Below are 18,556 nucleotides of genomic sequence, written 5' to 3'. Positions count from 1 at the left end.
TCAGCTGGGTCCTGCCTTGTATCCCACCCCACGGACGGTCACCACGATCTCGGGCCGCTCGGGGTCCTTCTCGACCTTGGAGCGCAGCCGCTGCACGTGAACGTTCACCAGCCGGGTGTCGGCGGCGTGCCGGTAGCCCCACACCTGCTCGAGCAGCACCTCGCGCGTGAACACCTGCCACGGCTTGCGCGCGAGCGCGACCAGCAGGTCGAACTCCAGCGGCGTCAGCGCGATCGACTGCCCGTCCCGCTTCACCGAGTGGCCGGCCACGTCGATGACGAGGTCACCGATGGCGAGCTGCTCGGGCGCGGGCTCCTCGGACCTCCGAAGCCTCGCCCGGATCCGCGCGACCAGCTCCTTCGGCTTGAACGGCTTCACGATGTAGTCGTCGGCGCCGGACTCCAGCCCGACCACCACGTCAACGGTGTCGCTCTTGGCCGTCAGCATCACGATCGGCACACCCGACTCGGCCCTGATCAGCCGGCACACCTCGATGCCGTCCCGTCCGGGCAGCATCAGGTCCAGCAGCACCAGGTCGGGTTTGCTCTCCCGGAACGCGGCCAGCGCCTTGTCGCCGTCGGCTACGAAAGACGGCTCAAAACCTTCACCACGCAGCACAATGCCGAGCATCTCGGCCAGTGCGGTGTCGTCGTCGACGACAAGGACTCGTCCCTTCATAAACGACATCATCCCATTCTCATAACAGTGACGAAGGCAGTGGTGAGGTACGTCACCGGCCAGTGACCTTAGTCGTACCGGGCGGTCACTGTCTGCCTCCACCGCCCGGACCGCCTCTGGCTATCCACTCAGAGTCTCCACCACGAACAGGAACGCCCCCGCACCGATCACAGCGAGGACGACAAGCCCGACCACCAGCAGCGAGCAGCACGAGGCCAGCGCCACCGTGCCCCACGCCCGCCGCACAGCCCGGCGGTACTCGCTGTCGTCGTCCCAGCCCGGCTCCGTCACGCCGCTCCCCCTCGCCATGAAACCCGCCCCTCCGGACGCCCCCCGTCCACTGAAGCCGGGGCTGAGCCCCCCAAGCCCCAGCCCCACCCAACCCCGGCCCCTCCCGCTCGGCCCCGATCAGCCGATCGCCACCTGCGGCGACCGCGCACACACCTCGGCCAGCGCCTCCGCCGTCACCGGCGACACCGTGCCCTCCTCCGTGACGATCGCGGTCACCAGCTCGGGCGGCGTCACGTCGAACGCCGGGTTGTACGCCTGCGTCCCCAGCGGCGCCACCGGCACCCCGCCGCCCGCGCCCGTCACCGGCGCCTGCGGCACCGCGATCTCGGTGACCTCGAACCCAGCCCGCTGCTCCACCTCGATGGACGCCCCGTCCGGCGTGTCCGGATCCACCGTCGTCACCGGCGCCACCACGATGAACGGCACATGGTGGTAGCGCGCCAGCACCGCGAGCGGATAGCTCCCCACCTTGTTCGCCACCGACCCGTCGGCCGCGATCCGGTCCGCCCCGATCAGCACCGCGTCCACCTCGCCCGCCGCGAACAGCGAACCCGCCGCGTTGTCGGTGAGCAGGGTGTACGCCATACCGGTGCGCGCGGCCTCGTACGCCGTCAGCCGGGCGCCCTGCAACAACGGCCGCGTCTCGTCCACCCACAGCCGCCTCAACCGCCCCGCCCGCTGCGCGGCCAGCGCCACCGCGAACGCCGTCCCCTCACCACCCGACACCAGCGAACCGGTGTTGCAGTGCGTCAGGATCCGGTGCCCACCACCTGGCAACAACTCGTCCAGCAGCGCCAGCCCACGCTCCGCCATCCGCGCGCTGGCCTCGGCGTCCTCCCGGTGCAGCGTCCGCGCCGCGGTCAACGCCGCCACCGCGGCCTCCCCGGCGTCACCGCTCCTGGCGAGTTCGGCCCGGTACGCGGACTGCGCCCGGCGCACGCCGACGGCCAGGTTCACCGCGGTCGGCCGGGCACCCGCCAGCGCGTTCGCGGCGTCGTCCACGTCGAAGCCCCGCGCGGCGGCGAGCGCGACTCCGTAGGCGCCCGCGATCCCGAGCAGTGGCGCCCCGCGTACGGCGAGCGAGCGGATCGCCTCCACCAGCGCGGGCGCGTCCGTACAGACCAGTTCGACCTCCTCTGCCGGCAGCCTCGTCTGGTCCAGCAGGACCAGCACAGGCCCTTCGGGTGGCTCGTCCCAGCGGATCGCCGGTATCTCGGTCGGCCGGTTGTCCTCGCCGGATTGCGCGTACTGATCAGCCATGCGGTCAGTCTGCCCCGTATCCGGCGGACAATTGAAGGTGTGCAGCCGATACCGCGGCCGGTCCCCCGGTGACCACCCCATGGCACGATGGCTGCCAACCTGCCGCCGCGACCGCGGACGGGCACCGTGAAGGAGCGACGATGAAAGACACTCCGGGCTGGGCCTCGCCCGGATCTGCCCCGTCCGACGGGCAGGAGCCCGGTGCGTCCGGCCCTGCCGAGCCCGCGGACCGCCCCGACCCCGCGCAGCAGCCGGGCCAGGAACCACACGGCTCGAAGTGGTCCAAGGAGCAGCCGCCTCCCGCACAGTGGTCCGCCCCGACCGGACCGCCGGCCCCCGGCCAGACCCCACCACCCCCGCCCCCCGGCCCGGGCTGGGGCAACCGCCCCCCGTCCGGCCCCAACGGCCCTGGCGGATACGGCGGTTACGGGGGACACGGCGGCTACGGAGCTCCCGGCGGCGGCTGGGGCAACGGCTGGGGCGGTCCGCCGCCCGCCGCCAAGCCCGGCGTGATCCCGCTGCGTCCCCTCGGCGTCGGCGAGATCCTCGACGGCGCGGTCTCGACCATGCGCACCTACTGGCGCACGGTCCTGGGCATCTCCCTGACCGTCGCCGTCGTCACACAGATCGTCGTCATCCTCCTTGAGGGCCTGGTCTTCAACGACACAAGCACCGAAGCCCTCGACGACCCCAGCGCCACCCTCGACGAGCTCACCCGCGCCATGGGCGACGCCATGCTCAGCTCCGGCGTCGTCTTCCTGATCTCGCTGATCGGCACGATCGCCGCGACCGCCCTGCTCACGACCGTCACCAGCCGCGCGGTCCTCGGCAAGTCGGTGACCACCGGCGAGGCATGGCGCGATGCCCGCCCGCAGGTCGCCAAGCTGTTCGGCCTGATCTTCCTGCTGATGCTCATCGCCTTCGGCGTCGTCGCGGCCGGCACCCTGCCGGGCGTCCTCGTGGCCATCGCGGGATCCGGCGACGGGGGAGCGGCCCTCGCCGTCCTCGGCGGCCTCGGTGCCGGCGTCGTCGCCCTGTGGCTGATGGTGCGCTTCTCCCTCGCCTCCCCCGCGCTGATGCTCGAGAAGCAGGGCATCGTCAAGTCGCTGAGCCGCTCCGCGAAGCTTGTCCGCGGCTCCTGGTGGCGCGTGTTCGGCATTCAGCTGCTCGCCACGATCATCGCCAACGTCGTCGCGTCGATCGTCGTCATCCCCTTCACCTTCCTCGCCGCCGCACTCAACGGCGACGGCTTCACCGGGTTCCTCAACAGCGGCGGCGACCTCGGCTGGACATTCCTGGTCGTCAGCGGGATCGGCTCGGTGATCGGCGCCATGATCACCTTCCCGATCACGGCGGGCGTCACGGTCCTCCTCTACATCGACCAGCGCATCCGCCGCGAGGCCCTCGACCTCGAACTGGCCCGCGCGGCCGGTGTCCAGGACCACGGCACCGGCACACCCGGCACCACTGCCGGAGGCTGATGCGGTGAGCCTGACGGGGGGAGTTCTCACATCGGTACCGCTGCTGTCCCGCGTGGCTGTCCGCGTCGGCGACACCGGCATGCTGTCGTCGGCGCGCTCCGGCGACGAGCCGCCGGTCACCGTCCCGCGTGACCCCGCGCGGGAGGCGGCTCGACGCGAGCTGTCCAAGCGCATGTACCACGAGAACGACCCCGGTTGGTTCCAGCGTGCCCTGAACGCCTTCTGGAAGTGGGTCGGCGAGCTGTTCAACACGGCCGCGACCGCGGCCCCCGGCGGAACGCTCGGCCTGGTCGTCATCATCGTGGCCGTGCTGGCCGTCCTGGGCGCCCTGTGGTGGCGCCTCGGCACCCCACGGCGCGAACCCGCCTCCTCCGCCGCCCTGTTCGACGACCGTCCCCGCAGCGCCGCCGAACACCGCGCCACCGCCGAGGCCCACGCCGCCCAGGGCCACTGGAACCAGGCCGTCCAGGAACGCATGCGCGCCATCGTCCGCTCCCTGGAGGAACGCGCCCTGCTCGACGTCCGCCCCGGCCGCACCGCCGACGAAGCCGCCGCGGAAGCGGGCCACACCCTGCCCGCCCACACCGGCCGACTGCGCGCCGCCGCCCGGGACTTCGACGACGTCACATACGGCGGACGCAGGGCGAGCGAGCAGTCGTACCGCCGCATCGCCGAACTCGACGAGGACCTCGAACGCACCAAACCCCAGCTCACCAGCAGCATCCCCAGCGCGGCCCACACCACCCGCCAGGGAGCCGCCGGATGACCACCGAGGCCACGCTCCCGTCCACCTCGGTCTCGCCCACCGCACGCCAACTGTGGACCCGCTCGCGAGGCATCGCGCTCGCCGCCGTCCTGCTCTTGGCCGCGGCCGTCACGATCGCCGTGATCCGCTCCGACACCCGCCACGGCACCCTCGACCCGCGCTCCGCCGACGACCACGGCAGCCGCGCAGTCGCCGAACTCCTCGCCGACCGGGGAGTATCCACGCGCGTGATCACCACACTGGACGAGGCACGCGCCGCGGCCGGCCCGGACACCACCCTTCTCATCGCGGTGCCCGACCTGCTGACGCACCGTCAACAGACCGCGCTGCACTCCGCCACCGCACCCTCCGGCGGCCGTACGGTCCTCATCGCCCCCGGCAGCTGGTCCATCGGCCGACTCGCCCCCGACGTCACCGCGGACCCCGCCACCAGCATCAACTCGACCCTCGAGCCCGACTGCGACCTGCCCGCCGCCCAGCGCGCCGGCGCCGCCGACACCGGCGGCATCCGCTACACCACCACCCACCTCGAGGCCGAGACCTGCTACCCCAGCGAGCGCCTCGCCACCCTGCTGCGCATCCCGGCGACCGGGGACGGCGACACCGTCGTCCTCGGCGCGCCCGACATCCTCTACAACGACCGCCTCGACGAGCAGGGCAACGCCTCCCTCGCCCTCCAACTCCTCGGCTCCCGCCCCCATCTGGTCTGGTACCTCCCCTCGCTCTCCGACGCGTCGGCCGCCGACCCGGACGACGAACGCAGCTTCCTCGACCTACTTCCTTCGGGCTGGAAGTGGGGCACCGTGCAGCTCTTCCTCGCCGCAGCCCTCGCCGCCCTCTGGCGGGCACGCCGACTGGGCCCCCTGGTGCCTGAAAAACTCCCCGTGGCGATCCGCGCCTCCGAGACCGTCGAAGGCCGCGCCCGCCTCTACCGCAAGGCCAACGCCCGCGATCGCGCGGCCGCCGCTCTTCGCTCCACCACCCGCACCCGCCTCGCCCCCCTCGTAGGCGTCCCCGTCACCCAGGCGCACACGCCCGAGGTCCTGCTCCCCGCCCTGTCCGCCCATCTCCGCGGCGACGGACAGACCCTGCACCCGCTCCTCTTCGGCCCGCCGCCCAGCGACGACACCGCCCTCGTCTCCCTCGCCGACCAACTCGACGCCCTCGAAAGAGAGGTACGCCGTCCATGATGGCCCCGACCACTGACAACGCCGGGAACCCCGGGGACCCGAGCGCCGCCCGGGCCTCCCTGGAAGCCCTGCGCGCCGAGATCGCCAAAGCCGTGGTCGGCCAGGACCCCGCCGTCACCGGCCTCGTCGTCGCACTCCTGTGCCGCGGACACGTGCTACTAGAAGGAGTCCCCGGGGTCGCCAAAACGTTGCTCGTCCGCGCCCTCGCATCCGCACTCGAACTCGACACCAAGCGCGTCCAGTTCACCCCCGACCTCATGCCGAGTGACGTCACGGGCTCCCTCGTCTACGACACCCGCTCCGCCGAGTTCTCCTTCCAGCCCGGCCCCGTCTTCACCAACCTCCTCCTCGCGGACGAAATCAACCGCACACCTCCCAAGACCCAGTCGTCCCTCCTCGAAGCCATGGAGGAACGCCAGGTCACGGTCGACGGCACCCCCCGCCCGCTCCCCGACCCCTTCCTGGTCGCGGCGACACAGAACCCGGTGGAGTACGAGGGCACTTACCCCCTCCCCGAAGCCCAACTGGACCGCTTCCTCCTCAAGCTCACCATCCCCCTCCCCTCCCGCCAGGACGAGATCGACGTCCTGACCCGCCACGCAGAGGGCTTCAACCCACGCGACCTACGAGCCGCCGGCCTACGCCCGGTCGCGGGCCCGGCGGACCTGGAAGCGGCCCGCGCAGCGGTGGCCAAAACCACCGTCTCCCCCGAGATCACCGGCTACGTGGTCGACATCTGCCGCGCCACCCGCGAGTCGCCGTCCCTCACCCTCGGCGTCTCCCCGCGCGGCGCCACAGCGCTCCTCGCGACCTCGCGCGCGTGGGCATGGCTCACGGGCCGCGACTACGTCATCCCCGACGACGTGAAGGCCCTCGCTCTCCCCACCCTCCGCCACCGCGTCCAGCTGCGCCCGGAGGCCGAAATGGAGGGCGTGACGACTGACTCCGTCATCCACGCGGTCCTCGCCCACGTCCCCGTCCCCCGCTGATGGCGCTCACCGGACGCGCCGCACTCCTCGCGGCCCTCGGCTCACTCCCCGTCGGCATCTGGGACCCCGGCTGGACGGGCCTTCTCGCCGTGAACGCCCCCCTGGCGGTGGCCTGCGCCTGCGACTTCGCCCTCGCGGCACCGGTACGACGCCTGGGCCTGTCCCGCTCCGGCGACACCTCCGTGCGCCTGGGTGAGGCGGCCGACGTGACCCTCACGGTCACCAACCCGTCAGGCCGCCCTCTCCGCGCCCACCTGCGCGACGCCTGGCCCCCCAGCAGCTGGCTCCCCGGCACAGAGGTCGAAGCCTCCCGCCACCGCCTCACAGTCCCCGCGGGTGAACGCCGTCGTGTCACCACACGCCTACGCCCCACCCGCCGAGGCGACCGCCAAGCAGACCGAGTGACGATCCGTTCCTACGGCCCCCTAGGCCTGTTCTCCCGGCAGGGCACCCACAAAATCCCGTGGACGGTACGCGTCCTGCCCCCCTTCACCAGCCGCAAGCACCTCCCGTCCAAACTCGCCCGCCTACGCGAACTCGACGGCCGCACCAGCGTCCTCACCCGAGGCGAAGGCACAGAATTCGACAGCCTGCGCGAATACGTTCCCGGCGACGACACCCGCTCCATCGACTGGCGCGCGACCGCCCGCCACTCCACGGTCGCCGTACGCACCTGGCGCCCCGAACGCGACCGCCACATCCTCGTGGTCCTGGACACCGGTCGCACCTCAGCAGGCCGCGTCGGCGACGCCCCACGCCTGGACGCCTCGATGGACGCCGCCCTGCTCCTGGCAGCACTGGCCTCCCGCGCCGGCGACCGCGTCGACCTCCTCGCCTACGACCGCCGCGTACGCGCCCTGGTCCAGGGCCGCACCGCGAGCGACGTCCTCCCCTCTCTGGTCAACGCGATGGCCACCCTCGAACCGGAACTGATCGAGACAGACGCCCGCGGTCTTACGGCCACTGCGCTCAGGACGGCTCCCCGCCGCTCCCTGATCGTGCTGCTGACCTCCCTCGACGCCGCCCCGGTGGAAGAGGGCCTGCTCCCCGTCCTCGCTCAGCTCACCCAACGCCACACGGTCCTCCTGTCATCGGTCGCCGACCCGCACGTCTCCCGCATGGCGAACTCCCGCGGAAACACCGACGCCGTCTACGAGGCCGCAGCCGCCGCACAGGCACAGAGCGAGCGCCATCGCACCGCGGACCAACTTCGCCGCCACGGTGTCACCGTCGTCGACGCGACACCCGATGATCTGGCGCCGGCCTTGGCAGACGCTTACCTGGCTCTCAAGACAGCAGGACGCCTGTAAGCCAGAACTCAAGGGGGCCGACAAGGGCTTCCGGTCCCCGAGAAACACAAAAAAGGCCCACGCCTAATGGCGTGGGCCTTTTCTAAATTTTGTTCGGCGGCGTCCTACTCTCCCACAGGGTCCCCCCTGCAGTACCATCGGCGCTGTAAGGCTTAGCTTCCGGGTTCGGAATGTAACCGGGCGTTTCCCTCACGCTATGACCACCGAAACACTATGAAACTGTCAAACATGCCGCACCACACCCGTGACCATGGGCATGGGGCCGTTCGTGGTTTCAGAACCAACACAGTGGACGCGAGCAACTGAGGACAAGCCCTCGGCCTATTAGTACCGGTCACCTCCACCCATTACTGGGCTTCCAGATCCGGCCTATCAACCCAGTCGTCTACTGGGAGCCTTACCCCATCAAGTGGGTGGGAATACTCATCTCGAAGCAGGCTTCCCGCTTAGATGCTTTCAGCGGTTATCCCTCCCGAACGTAGCCAACCAGCCATGCCCTTGGCAGAACAACTGGCACACCAGAGGTTCGTCCGTCCCGGTCCTCTCGTACTAGGGACAGCCCTTCTCAATATTCCTGCGCGCGCAGCGGATAGGGACCGAACTGTCTCACGACGTTCTAAACCCAGCTCGCGTACCGCTTTAATGGGCGAACAGCCCAACCCTTGGGACCGACTCCAGCCCCAGGATGCGACGAGCCGACATCGAGGTGCCAAACCATCCCGTCGATATGGACTCTTGGGGAAGATCAGCCTGTTATCCCCGGGGTACCTTTTATCCGTTGAGCGACGGCGCTTCCACAAGCCACCGCCGGATCACTAGTCCCGACTTTCGTCCCTGCTCGACCCGTCGGTCTCACAGTCAAGCTCCCTTGTGCACTTACACTCAACACCTGATTGCCAACCAGGCTGAGGGAACCTTTGGGCGCCTCCGTTACTCTTTAGGAGGCAACCGCCCCAGTTAAACTACCCATCAGACACTGTCCCTGATCCGGATCACGGACCCAGGTTAGACATCCAGCACGACCAGACTGGTATTTCAACGACGACTCCACAACCACTGGCGTGGCCGCTTCAAAGTCTCCCAGCTATCCTACACAAGCCGAACCGAACACCAATATCAAACTGTAGTAAAGGTCCCGGGGTCTTTCCGTCCTGCTGCGCGAAACGAGCATCTTTACTCGTAGTGCAATTTCACCGGGCCTATGGTTGAGACAGTCGAGAAGTCGTTACGCCATTCGTGCAGGTCGGAACTTACCCGACAAGGAATTTCGCTACCTTAGGATGGTTATAGTTACCACCGCCGTTTACTGGCGCTTAAGTTCTCAGCTTCGCACGCCCGAAAGCGCACTAACCGGTCCCCTTAACGTTCCAGCACCGGGCAGGCGTCAGTCCGTATACATCGCCTTACGGCTTCGCACGGACCTGTGTTTTTAGTAAACAGTCGCTTCTCGCTGGTCTCTGCGGCCACCCCCAGCTCGGAGAGCAAGTCTCCTCACCAGTGATGGCCCCCCTTCTCCCGAAGTTACGGGGGCATTTTGCCGAGTTCCTTAACCATAGTTCACCCGAACGCCTCGGTATTCTCTACCTGACCACCTGAGTCGGTTTAGGGTACGGGCCGCCATGAAACTCGCTAGAGGCTTTTCTCGACAGCATAGGATCATCCACTTCACCACAATCGGCTCGGCATCAGGTCTCAGCCTTAATGAGCGGCGGATTTGCCTACCACTCGGCCTACACCCTTACCCCGGGACAACCACCGCCCGGGATGGACTACCTTCCTGCGTCACCCCATCACTCACCTACTACCACCTTGGTTCGGCGGCTCCACCACTTTCCTTTCCCCGAAGGGTCCGGAACGGCTTCACGGCCTTAGCATTAATGGGTTCGATGTTTGACGCTTCACAGCGGGTACCGGAATATCAACCGGTTATCCATCGACTACGCCTGTCGGCCTCGCCTTAGGTCCCGACTTACCCTGGGCAGATCAGCTTGACCCAGGAACCCTTAGTCAATCGGCGCACACGTTTCTCACGTGTGTATCGCTACTCATGCCTGCATTCTCACTCGTGAACCGTCCACCACTAGCTTCCGCTGCGGCTTCACCCGGCACACGACGCTCCCCTACCCATCCATACAGGCGTTGGCCCTATTGTATGAATGACACGACTTCGGCGGTACGCTTGAGCCCCGCTACATTGTCGGCGCGGAATCACTAGACCAGTGAGCTATTACGCACTCTTTCAAGGGTGGCTGCTTCTAAGCCAACCTCCTGGTTGTCTGTGCGACTCCACATCCTTTCCCACTTAGCGTACGCTTAGGGGCCTTAGTCGATGCTCTGGGCTGTTTCCCTCTCGACCATGGAGCTTATCCCCCACAGTCTCACTGCCGCGCTCTCACTTACCGGCATTCGGAGTTTGGCTAAGGTCAGTAACCCGGTAGGGCCCATCGCCTATCCAGTGCTCTACCTCCGGCAAGAAACACACGACGCTGCACCTAAATGCATTTCGGGGAGAACCAGCTATCACGGAGTTTGATTGGCCTTTCACCCCTAACCACAGGTCATCCCCCAGGTTTTCAACCCTGGTGGGTTCGGTCCTCCACGAAGTCTTACCTCCGCTTCAACCTGCCCATGGCTAGATCACTCCGCTTCGGGTCTTGAGCGCGCTACTCTATCGCCCTATTCGGACTCGCTTTCGCTACGGCTTCCCCACACGGGTTAACCTCGCAACACACCGCAAACTCGCAGGCTCATTCTTCAAAAGGCACGCAGTCACGAGAACAAGGCAAGCCTTGTTCCGACGCTCCCACGGCTTGTAGGCACACGGTTTCAGGTACTATTTCACTCCGCTCCCGCGGTACTTTTCACCATTCCCTCACGGTACTATCCGCTATCGGTCACCAGGGAATATTTAGGCTTAGCGGGTGGTCCCGCCAGATTCACACGGGATTTCTCGGGCCCCGTGCTACTTGGGTGTCTCTCAAACGAGCCGCTGATGTTTCGACTACGGGGGTCTTACCCTCTACGCCGGACCTTTCGCATGTCCTTCGCCTACATCAACGGTTTCTGACTCGTCTCACAGCCGGCAGACTGTGAAAGAGAGATCCCACAACCCCGTATACGCAACCCCTGCCGGGTCTCACACGCATACGGTTTGGCCTCATCCGGTTTCGCTCGCCACTACTCCCGGAATCACGGTTGTTTTCTCTTCCTGCGGGTACTGAGATGTTTCACTTCCCCGCGTTCCCTCCACATACCCTATGTGTTCAGGTATGGGTGACAGCCCATGACGACTGCCGGGTTTCCCCATTCGGAAACCCCCGGATCAAAGCCTGGTTGACGACTCCCCGGGGACTATCGTGGCCTCCCACGTCCTTCATCGGTTCCTGGTGCCAAGGCATCCACCGTGCGCCCTTAAAAACTTGGCCACAGATGCTCGCGTCCACTGTGCAGTTCTCAAACAACGACCAGCCACCCGTCACACACCGCTCACGCGATGCTTCACCGGGGCCGGCATCGAGGGGGTTCATTCCCTCAGACACCCAACAGCGTGCCCGACACCCTCGCCACTCATGATCAGCTTTCCACGCTCCGAAGAGCAGTACTGGCAGTCCGAGATGACTGAAAGTGCCGAATAATCAACGTTCCACCCATGAGCAACCAGTGCGAGACATTCGCTCGCATGCTGGCCTCTGGACAACCTTGCGGCTGCCTAGAAGTGCTCCTTAGAAAGGAGGTGATCCAGCCGCACCTTCCGGTACGGCTACCTTGTTACGACTTCGTCCCAATCGCTGGTCCCACCTTCGACAGCTCCCTCCCACAAGGGGTTGGGCCACCGGCTTCGGGTGTTACCGACTTTCGTGACGTGACGGGCGGTGTGTACAAGGCCCGGGAACGTATTCACCGCAGCAATGCTGATCTGCGATTACTAGCAACTCCGACTTCATGGGGTCGAGTTGCAGACCCCAATCCGAACTGAGACAGGCTTTTTGAGATTCGCTCCACCTCACGGTTTCGCAGCTCATTGTACCTGCCATTGTAGCACGTGTGCAGCCCAAGACATAAGGGGCATGATGACTTGACGTCGTCCCCACCTTCCTCCGAGTTGACCCCGGCGGTCTCCTGTGAGTCCCCATCACCCCGAAGGGCATGCTGGCAACACAGGACAAGGGTTGCGCTCGTTGCGGGACTTAACCCAACATCTCACGACACGAGCTGACGACAGCCATGCACCACCTGTACACCGACCACAAGGGGGGCACTATCTCTAATGCTTTCCGGTGTATGTCAAGCCTTGGTAAGGTTCTTCGCGTTGCGTCGAATTAAGCCACATGCTCCGCTGCTTGTGCGGGCCCCCGTCAATTCCTTTGAGTTTTAGCCTTGCGGCCGTACTCCCCAGGCGGGGAACTTAATGCGTTAGCTGCGGCACCGACGACGTGGAATGTCGCCAACACCTAGTTCCCACCGTTTACGGCGTGGACTACCAGGGTATCTAATCCTGTTCGCTCCCCACGCTTTCGCTCCTCAGCGTCAGTAATGGCCCAGAGATCCGCCTTCGCCACCGGTGTTCCTCCTGATATCTGCGCATTTCACCGCTACACCAGGAATTCCGATCTCCCCTACCACACTCTAGCTAGCCCGTATCGAATGCAGACCCGGGGTTAAGCCCCGGGCTTTCACACCCGACGTGACAAGCCGCCTACGAGCTCTTTACGCCCAATAATTCCGGACAACGCTTGCGCCCTACGTATTACCGCGGCTGCTGGCACGTAGTTAGCCGGCGCTTCTTCTGCAGGTACCGTCACTTTCGCTTCTTCCCTGCTGAAAGAGGTTTACAACCCGAAGGCCGTCATCCCTCACGCGGCGTCGCTGCATCAGGCTTTCGCCCATTGTGCAATATTCCCCACTGCTGCCTCCCGTAGGAGTCTGGGCCGTGTCTCAGTCCCAGTGTGGCCGGTCGCCCTCTCAGGCCGGCTACCCGTCGTCGCCTTGGTGAGCCATTACCTCACCAACAAGCTGATAGGCCGCGGGCTCATCCTTCACCGCCGGAGCTTTCAACCACCACAGATGCCTGCGGTAGTGGTATCCGGTATTAGACCCCGTTTCCAGGGCTTGTCCCAGAGTGAAGGGCAGATTGCCCACGTGTTACTCACCCGTTCGCCACTAATCCCCACCGAAGTGGTTCATCGTTCGACTTGCATGTGTTAAGCACGCCGCCAGCGTTCGTCCTGAGCCAGGATCAAACTCTCCGTGAATGTTTACCGGTAATCCGGTGCACACACACGAGAGCGGAACCACCGGAGGAATAATCCGATGGTTCACAGCGTCCTCGCTGTATGTTTCTTCAAAGGAACCTCGCCCCAACCGAAACCGGTCGGAGACGGGGTATCAACTAAATCTGGCGTTGATTTTTGGCACGCTGTTGAGTTCTCAAGGAACGGACGCTTCCTTTGTACTCACCCGAGAGACTCTCTCAGGCTTTCCTCCGGGCTTTTTCCCTTCGGTCTTGCGTTTCCGACTCTATCAGACCGTTTCCGGTTCCGATTTCCTCGGTGCTTTCCAGGTTTCCGCTTTCGCGTTTCCCTTTCCGGCGGTTCCGACTTTATCAGAAGTTTCGCGCCGGTCTGACCGACTGCTCATTTCCGAATCATCGGGAGGGGGCTTCTTCGAAATCGATATTTCTAGAAGCAGACAGATACTCACTGTCGCCGACCGAATGATATCCAGTTCCAGGCAACTGTTCGAATCTACCTCCCCATCGGCTCCGTGTCAACGGCTCCTGTGGGGCGAAGAGGAGACTAGCAGCTCAGCAGCCCCACACGCACATCAGGCGGCCATGGGGACGGTGGCGCTGCGTTCCGCGGCCTCGACGTCGCCCGTTTCGCCGGTGCGAGCCGCGCGACCGCCCACTACATAGACGTAGGCGAGGAAGGCCGCTTCGGCGGCGACTCCGATGGTGATGCGGGCCCAGGTGGGCAGGCCGGAGGGGGTGACGAAGCCTTCGATCGCGCCGGAGACGAAGAGGATCAGGGCGAGGCCGATCGCCATGCCGATCGCAGCGCGGCCTTCTTCCGCGAGGGCTGCTCGCCGGGTGCGTGGGCCGGGGTCGATGACGGTCCAGCCGAGGCGCAGGCCGGTGCCCGCGGCGACGAAGACCGCGGTCAGTTCGAGAAGGCCGTGGGGCAGGACGAGGCCGAGGAAGGTGTCGAGGCGGCCGGCCGAGGACATCAGGCCGAAGCCGACTCCGAGGTTGAGCATGTTCTGGAAGAGGATCCACAGGACCGGGAGTCCGAAGAACACGCCCAGGATCAGGCACTGGGCGGCGGCCCACGCGTTGTTCGTCCAGACCTGGGCGGCGAACGATGCTGCCGGGTGGCTCGAGTAGTACGTCTCGTACTGGCCACCGGGGCGGGTGAGCTCGCGCAGCTCACTGGGGGCCGCTATGGAGGACTGCACTTCGGGATGGGTGCCGATCCACCAGCCCAGGAGGACCGCCACGGCCGTGGAGAGAAGCGCGGTGGGGACCCACCAGTGGCGCGCCCTGTAGACCGCTGCCGGGAAGCCGTACGTCAGGAAGCGGGTGACATCGCGCCAGGAGGCGCGGCGGGTGCCCGTGACGGCACTACGCGCGCGTGCCACCAGTTGGCTGAGCCGCCCCGTCAGCTGGGGGTCGGGGGCGCTGGACTGGATCAGCGAGAGGTGGGTGGCCGTGCGTTGATAGAGCGTGACGAGTTCGTCGGTCTCGGCGCCGGTGAGTCTGCGCTGGCGGCGGAGCAGGGCGTCCAGGCGATCCCACTCCGCTCTGTGGGCGGAGACGAAGACGTCGAGGTCCATCGGTTTCGGCTGCTCCTCGGAGGGTCGTCGGCGGCTCGTCGTGGTGTCAGCTTGTCGTACTGGGGCGCGATGCGCCCTCAGCTTGGCAGACTGGCGGTTCTCGGGGCGGGTCAGGGGAAGGACGGCGGGCGTGAGTGAGCTGGTGACGGGCGAGGCGGTGGCGCTGGAACTGCGTCCCGCGAGGCTGCCGAGCAGGGCGCTCGCCGTGCTGCTCGATCTGTTGGTGGCCGTTGTCGCCTACATCCTCGTGACCGTCGCTCTGGTGGCTTCGACGGCTTCGTTGGACGAGGCGGCCCAGTTCGCGGTGTCCCTCGCCGCCTTCGTGATCGTGATGGTGGGCGGGCCGATCGCCGTCGAGACGCTCAGCCACGGTCGTTCGCTCGGGAAGATGGCGTGCGGGCTGCGGGTGGTGCGGGACGACGGTGGGCCGATCCGGTTCCGACACGCCCTTGTGCGAGGTGGGATCGGGGTGATCGAGATCCTGCTGACGTTCGGCGTCGTCGCTTGTATCGCCTCCCTGGTGTCCGCTCGGGGACGGCGGCTCGGAGACGTGTTCGCGGGGACTCTCGTCGTACGGGAACGGGTGCCGGTGTCGACCTCGGGTTTTCTGCCCCCGCCGCCGCCCTGGCTGGCAGGACGGTTCTCCGGGCTTGATCTGTCGGCGGTTCCCGACGGGCTGTGGCTGGCCATTCGTCAGTACCTGGCGCGGATGCAGCAGCTCGATCCTCAGGTCGGCTCGGTCATGGCCGAGCGGCTGGCCGCCGACCTCGTCGCGCGTACGGGGACTCCGGCGCCGCACGGTGTTCCGTCGGCGGCGTATTTGGCGGCGGTCGTGCAGGAGCGGCAGGCCCGAGAGGTACGGCGGGCTTTCGCGAACGGTCCGATGACCGGGGGCGGGGTGCCTGCTTCCCCGGTTGGCGCGCCGGGGGCGTACGGGCCGGCGCAGAGCTGGTCCCCGGCTCAGGCCCCGTCGTCTGCTGCGGCAGCGGCTCCTCAGGCTGCCGTCGTGCACGAGCCCGAGGCTCGCCGTGACGCGTCCGAGGCGGCGTCGTCGTCCGAGCCTCCCCGTACCGGGTTCGCGCCCCCCGCCTAGGCCGCCCTTACGCCGTCTCCTCCGCGCCCGGTCTCAAGGGAACACCGACGGCGGGGATTCCAGGTCCTCCAGCTCGACGCCGGGTGCCGCGAGGACCACGTCTCCCGCGATGTGCACGGTGTGTTGTTCACCGGTGTCCAGGGCTGTGACCTGGTATTCGTCCACGGTCAGGGGGCCGTTGTCAGTGGCGTGTGCTTCGCTTTTCAGCAGGGCCCAGGACTGGTCCAGGGTGCGCGGGGCGAGGACCGGATCCGTGAAGGCGACGAGCCGTACGCGGGTGGCCGAGGTGGAAGGGGTGAGGCGCAGGAGACGGGCGGTGGCGATGAGGAACGCGGGGGAAGTGCCGGTGAAGGCGTGGGCGCGGACATTGCCTTCTGTGGCGTGAACCCCTGTGGGGTCGGTGCGGACCCAGGTGACGCCGTCGAGGGCGGCGCCGCGGACCTGCCAGCCGGCGGCATGGAGTTCCAGGCGGATGGGGCGGCCGAGTTCGTCGAGGGCGAGGTCGACGGAGCCGGTGTGGGCGCCCGTGGCGGTGGTCAGCTGGGAGACGTAGCGCCAGCCGGACGGGCCGGGGGCGCAGTGGAAGTGTTCTTCTGCGAGGGGGGTGTGATCGTGCGGATCGTGGAGCGAATAACGGCCGCGGGGCATGGGGGTCCTGGGTCTTGACGGGCTGGTCCGGGCGTGGCGGCGCGGGCTGGTCCGGCCACGGCGGCCAAAGGGGCAGGCCCCCGGCACGGGGGTGCGGGGGCCTGCCTCGGAGGTGGTGCTGCTGAGGTGAGGGTGGCTCAGTAGCGGTAGTGGTCCGGCTTGTACGGGCCCTCGACCTCGACGCCGATGTAGGAGGCCTGCTCCGGGCGGAGCGTCGTCAGCTTCACGCCGAGCGCGTCCAGGTGGAGACGGGCGACCTTCTCGTCCAGGTGCTTGGGCAGCGTGTACACGCCGATCGGGTACTCGGACTGCTTGGTGAACAGCTCGATCTGGGCCAGCGTCTGGTCCGCGAAGGAGTTGGACATCACGAACGACGGGTGGCCGGTGGCGTTGCCCAGGTTCAGCAGGCGGCCCTCGGACAGCACGATGAGGACCTTGCCGTCGGGGAACTTCCAGGTGTGGACCTGAGGCTTGACCTCGTCCTTCACGATGCCGGGGATCTTGGCGAGGCCGGCCATGTCGATCTCGTTGTCGAAGTGGCCGATGTTCCCGACGATGGCCTGGTGCTTCATCTTGGCCATGTCCGAGGCCATGATGATGTCCTTGTTGCCGGTCGTGGTGATGAAGATGTCGGCCTTGTCGACGACCTCGTCGAGGGTCGTGACCTGGTAGCCGTCCATCGCCGCCTGGAGGGCGCAGATCGGGTCGATCTCGGTGACGATGACGCGGGCGCCCTGGCCTCGCAGCGACTCCGCGCAGCCCTTGCCGACGTCGCCGTAGCCGCAGACGACGGCGGTCTTGCCGCCGATGAGGACGTCGGTGGCGCGGTTGATGCCGTCGATCAGGGAGTGGCGGCAGCCGTACTTGTTGTCGAACTTCGACTTCGTCACGGCGTCGTTCACATTGATCGCCGGGAAGAGCAGCTGGCCGTCGCGCTGCATCTCGTACAGGCGGTGGACGCCGGTGGTGGTCTCCTCGGTCACGCCGCGGATCTCCGAGGCGAGCTGGGTCCACTTCTGGGAGCCGTCGGTGATGGTGCGGTTCAGGAGTTCGAGGATGACGCGGTGCTCGTCGTTCTCGGCGGTGTCGACCGAGGGGACCTTGCCGGCCTTCTCGTACTCGACGCCCTTGTGAACGAGGAGGGTGGCGTCACCACCGTCGTCGAGGATCATGTTCGGGCCGCCGGTGGGGGTGTTCGGCCAGGTCAGCGCCTGCTCCGTGCACCACCAGTACTCCTCCAGCGTCTCGCCCTTCCAGGCGAAGACCGGGACACCCTGCGGGTTGTCGGGCGTACCGTTCGGGCCGACGGCGATGGCGGCGGCCGCGTGGTCCTGGGTGGAGAAGATGTTGCAGGACACCCAACGGACCTGGGCGCCCAGGGCGACCAGGGTCTCGATCAGGACGGCGGTCTGCACGGTCATGTGCAGCGAGCCCATGATGCGGGCACCGGCCAGCGGCTGGGTGGCGGCGAACTCCTTGCGGATCGCCATCAGGCCGGGCATCTCGTGCTCGGCGAGAGTGATCTCCTTGCGGCCGAACTCGGCCAGGGAGAGGTCGGCGACCTTGAAGTCCTGTCGGTTTTCGACAGTCGTCATTGCGAGCTGCTCCTCGGGGTTGGGGCGAGGTGGGTACGGCTGGTCTGCGCGGCGGCGGACACAGGGTGCCGAAAAGAGGACACAGGCATGCCCGGTGCGCGCAGCGCAGTCCGTCGGAGGCCCTCTCTCCCTCGGTCGGTCCGTGGGACCGCCCGACCGCCATCAGCAGCGACGTCTGGCTTCGTCCCAAGCTACACCGGTACGACCGGCCGTCCCCAGTCCACCTCCGAACCCATAGCGTCGTTCAAGGGATGCCCTAGGCATGGGGAGCGCCGGACGGGACAGCGATAACAGGACACCCCCGGTCGCCGGAGCAGGTCCAACAGACAGGGTCAAAAAGGGACTTTCTGCTTCTTTGGGCTCGTCGGCGCGGTGGTGGAGGATGCGAAGAGATCGGGACCAGCTGATCGATCTCGCGGGGCGT

At 66.7% G+C, this 18,556-nt stretch carries 12 protein-coding genes and 3 rRNA genes; 6 read left to right on the top strand and 9 right to left on the bottom strand.

Annotation, left to right across the window (positions count from 1 at the left end):
• From mtrA to mtnA, 3 genes are all read right to left on the bottom strand, one after another.
• A complete protein-coding gene (gene mtrA, locus OG866_RS26460) occupies positions 1–690 on the bottom strand; it encodes a two-component system response regulator MtrA (protein WP_187284748.1) in 690 nt (229 codons plus the stop codon).
• A 108-nt stretch (positions 691–798) separates the two neighbouring features.
• Positions 799–987, bottom strand: a complete 189-nt coding sequence (locus OG866_RS26455; protein ID WP_329338391.1) for a hypothetical protein — start codon at positions 985–987, stop codon at positions 799–801.
• 99 nt (positions 988–1,086) lie between these two features.
• Positions 1,087–2,229, bottom strand: a complete 1,143-nt coding sequence (gene mtnA / locus OG866_RS26450; protein WP_329338389.1) for an S-methyl-5-thioribose-1-phosphate isomerase — start codon at positions 2,227–2,229, stop codon at positions 1,087–1,089.
• Between the two features lie 140 nt (positions 2,230–2,369).
• On the opposite strand from mtnA, the gene OG866_RS26445 reads away from it, so the two are divergent.
• The 5 genes from OG866_RS26445 to OG866_RS26425 are packed head-to-tail and all read left to right on the top strand — an operon-like array spanning position 2,370 to position 7,965.
• Positions 2,370–3,710 (top strand): DUF7847 domain-containing protein, encoded by a 1,341-nt coding sequence (locus OG866_RS26445; RefSeq protein ID WP_329338388.1) that lies wholly within the window; start codon positions 2,370–2,372, stop codon positions 3,708–3,710.
• A 4-nt stretch (positions 3,711–3,714) separates the two neighbouring features.
• Complete coding sequence (locus OG866_RS26440) at positions 3,715–4,476, top strand: DUF4129 domain-containing protein (protein ID WP_443063567.1); 762 nt, start codon at positions 3,715–3,717, stop codon at positions 4,474–4,476.
• Positions 4,473–5,666, top strand: coding sequence for a DUF4350 domain-containing protein (locus tag OG866_RS26435; protein ID WP_329338386.1), 1,194 nt, complete (start codon positions 4,473–4,475; stop codon positions 5,664–5,666). The genes OG866_RS26440 and OG866_RS26435 overlap by 4 nt, the downstream gene beginning before the upstream one ends.
• Positions 5,666–6,655: an AAA family ATPase gene (locus tag OG866_RS26430; protein WP_443063566.1), complete on the top strand. Its 990-nt coding sequence runs from the start codon at positions 5,666–5,668 to the stop codon at positions 6,653–6,655. Before OG866_RS26435 ends, OG866_RS26430 begins: the two co-directional genes overlap by 1 nt.
• On the top strand, positions 6,655–7,965 hold the full coding sequence (locus OG866_RS26425; RefSeq protein ID WP_329338384.1) for a DUF58 domain-containing protein: 1,311 nt from the start codon (positions 6,655–6,657) through the stop codon (positions 7,963–7,965). Before OG866_RS26430 ends, OG866_RS26425 begins: the two co-directional genes overlap by 1 nt.
• A gap of 91 nt (positions 7,966–8,056) precedes the next feature.
• Here OG866_RS26425 and rrf read toward each other — a convergent pair.
• The 4 genes from rrf to OG866_RS26405 form a co-directional block, all read right to left on the bottom strand.
• Positions 8,057–8,173: ribosomal RNA gene (rrf, locus tag OG866_RS26420) — 5S ribosomal RNA — on the bottom strand.
• 96 nt (positions 8,174–8,269) lie between these two features.
• Positions 8,270–11,390, bottom strand: a 23S ribosomal RNA gene (locus tag OG866_RS26415).
• A 301-nt stretch (positions 11,391–11,691) separates the two neighbouring features.
• Positions 11,692–13,217 (bottom strand): 16S ribosomal RNA (locus OG866_RS26410).
• Together the 16S, 23S and 5S rRNA genes form the textbook arrangement of a ribosomal RNA operon.
• 571 nt (positions 13,218–13,788) lie before the next feature.
• On the bottom strand, positions 13,789–14,796 hold the full coding sequence (locus OG866_RS26405) for a stage II sporulation protein M (RefSeq protein ID WP_329338382.1): 1,008 nt from the start codon (positions 14,794–14,796) through the stop codon (positions 13,789–13,791).
• A gap of 130 nt (positions 14,797–14,926) precedes the next feature.
• Here OG866_RS26405 and OG866_RS26400 point away from each other — a divergent pair, with 130 nt between their 5' ends.
• On the top strand, positions 14,927–15,889 hold the full coding sequence (locus OG866_RS26400) for an RDD family protein (RefSeq protein ID WP_329338380.1): 963 nt from the start codon (positions 14,927–14,929) through the stop codon (positions 15,887–15,889).
• Positions 15,890–15,922: 33 nt separating this feature from the next.
• Here the strand turns inward: OG866_RS26400 and OG866_RS26395 are convergent, their stop codons facing one another.
• Positions 15,923–16,537, bottom strand: coding sequence for a hypothetical protein (locus OG866_RS26395; RefSeq protein ID WP_329338379.1), 615 nt, complete (start codon positions 16,535–16,537; stop codon positions 15,923–15,925).
• A gap of 137 nt (positions 16,538–16,674) precedes the next feature.
• Positions 16,675–18,132, bottom strand: a complete 1,458-nt coding sequence (gene ahcY / locus OG866_RS26390; RefSeq protein WP_329338378.1) for an adenosylhomocysteinase — start codon at positions 18,130–18,132, stop codon at positions 16,675–16,677.
• Positions 18,133–18,556: the final 424 nt, after the last annotated feature.

This window comes from Streptomyces sp. NBC_00663, assembly GCF_036226885.1.
GTDB lineage: Bacteria > Actinomycetota > Actinomycetes > Streptomycetales > Streptomycetaceae > Streptomyces.
Note: the sequence above shows the minus strand (reverse complement) of the source record. Positions and strands in the feature narration are given on the sequence as shown.

Bases quoted from the DNA above. Each gene is read 5' to 3' on its own strand.
- mtrA (WP_187284748.1), bottom strand. From the start codon at position 690: ATGATGTCGTTTATGAAGGGACGAGTCCTTGTCGTCGACGACGACACC.
- OG866_RS26455 (WP_329338391.1), bottom strand. From the start codon at position 987: ATGGCGAGGGGGAGCGGCGTGACGGAGCCGGGCTGGGACGACGACAGC.
- mtnA (WP_329338389.1), bottom strand. From the start codon at position 2,229: ATGGCTGATCAGTACGCGCAATCCGGCGAGGACAACCGGCCGACCGAG.
- OG866_RS26445 (WP_329338388.1), top strand. From the start codon at position 2,370: ATGAAAGACACTCCGGGCTGGGCCTCGCCCGGATCTGCCCCGTCCGAC.
- OG866_RS26435 (WP_329338386.1), top strand. From the start codon at position 4,473: ATGACCACCGAGGCCACGCTCCCGTCCACCTCGGTCTCGCCCACCGCA.
- OG866_RS26430 (WP_443063566.1), top strand. From the start codon at position 5,666: ATGGCCCCGACCACTGACAACGCCGGGAACCCCGGGGACCCGAGCGCC.
- OG866_RS26425 (WP_329338384.1), top strand. From the start codon at position 6,655: ATGGCGCTCACCGGACGCGCCGCACTCCTCGCGGCCCTCGGCTCACTC.
- OG866_RS26405 (WP_329338382.1), bottom strand. From the start codon at position 14,796: ATGGACCTCGACGTCTTCGTCTCCGCCCACAGAGCGGAGTGGGATCGC.
- OG866_RS26395 (WP_329338379.1), bottom strand. From the start codon at position 16,537: ATGCCCCGCGGCCGTTATTCGCTCCACGATCCGCACGATCACACCCCC.
- ahcY (WP_329338378.1), bottom strand. From the start codon at position 18,132: ATGACGACTGTCGAAAACCGACAGGACTTCAAGGTCGCCGACCTCTCC.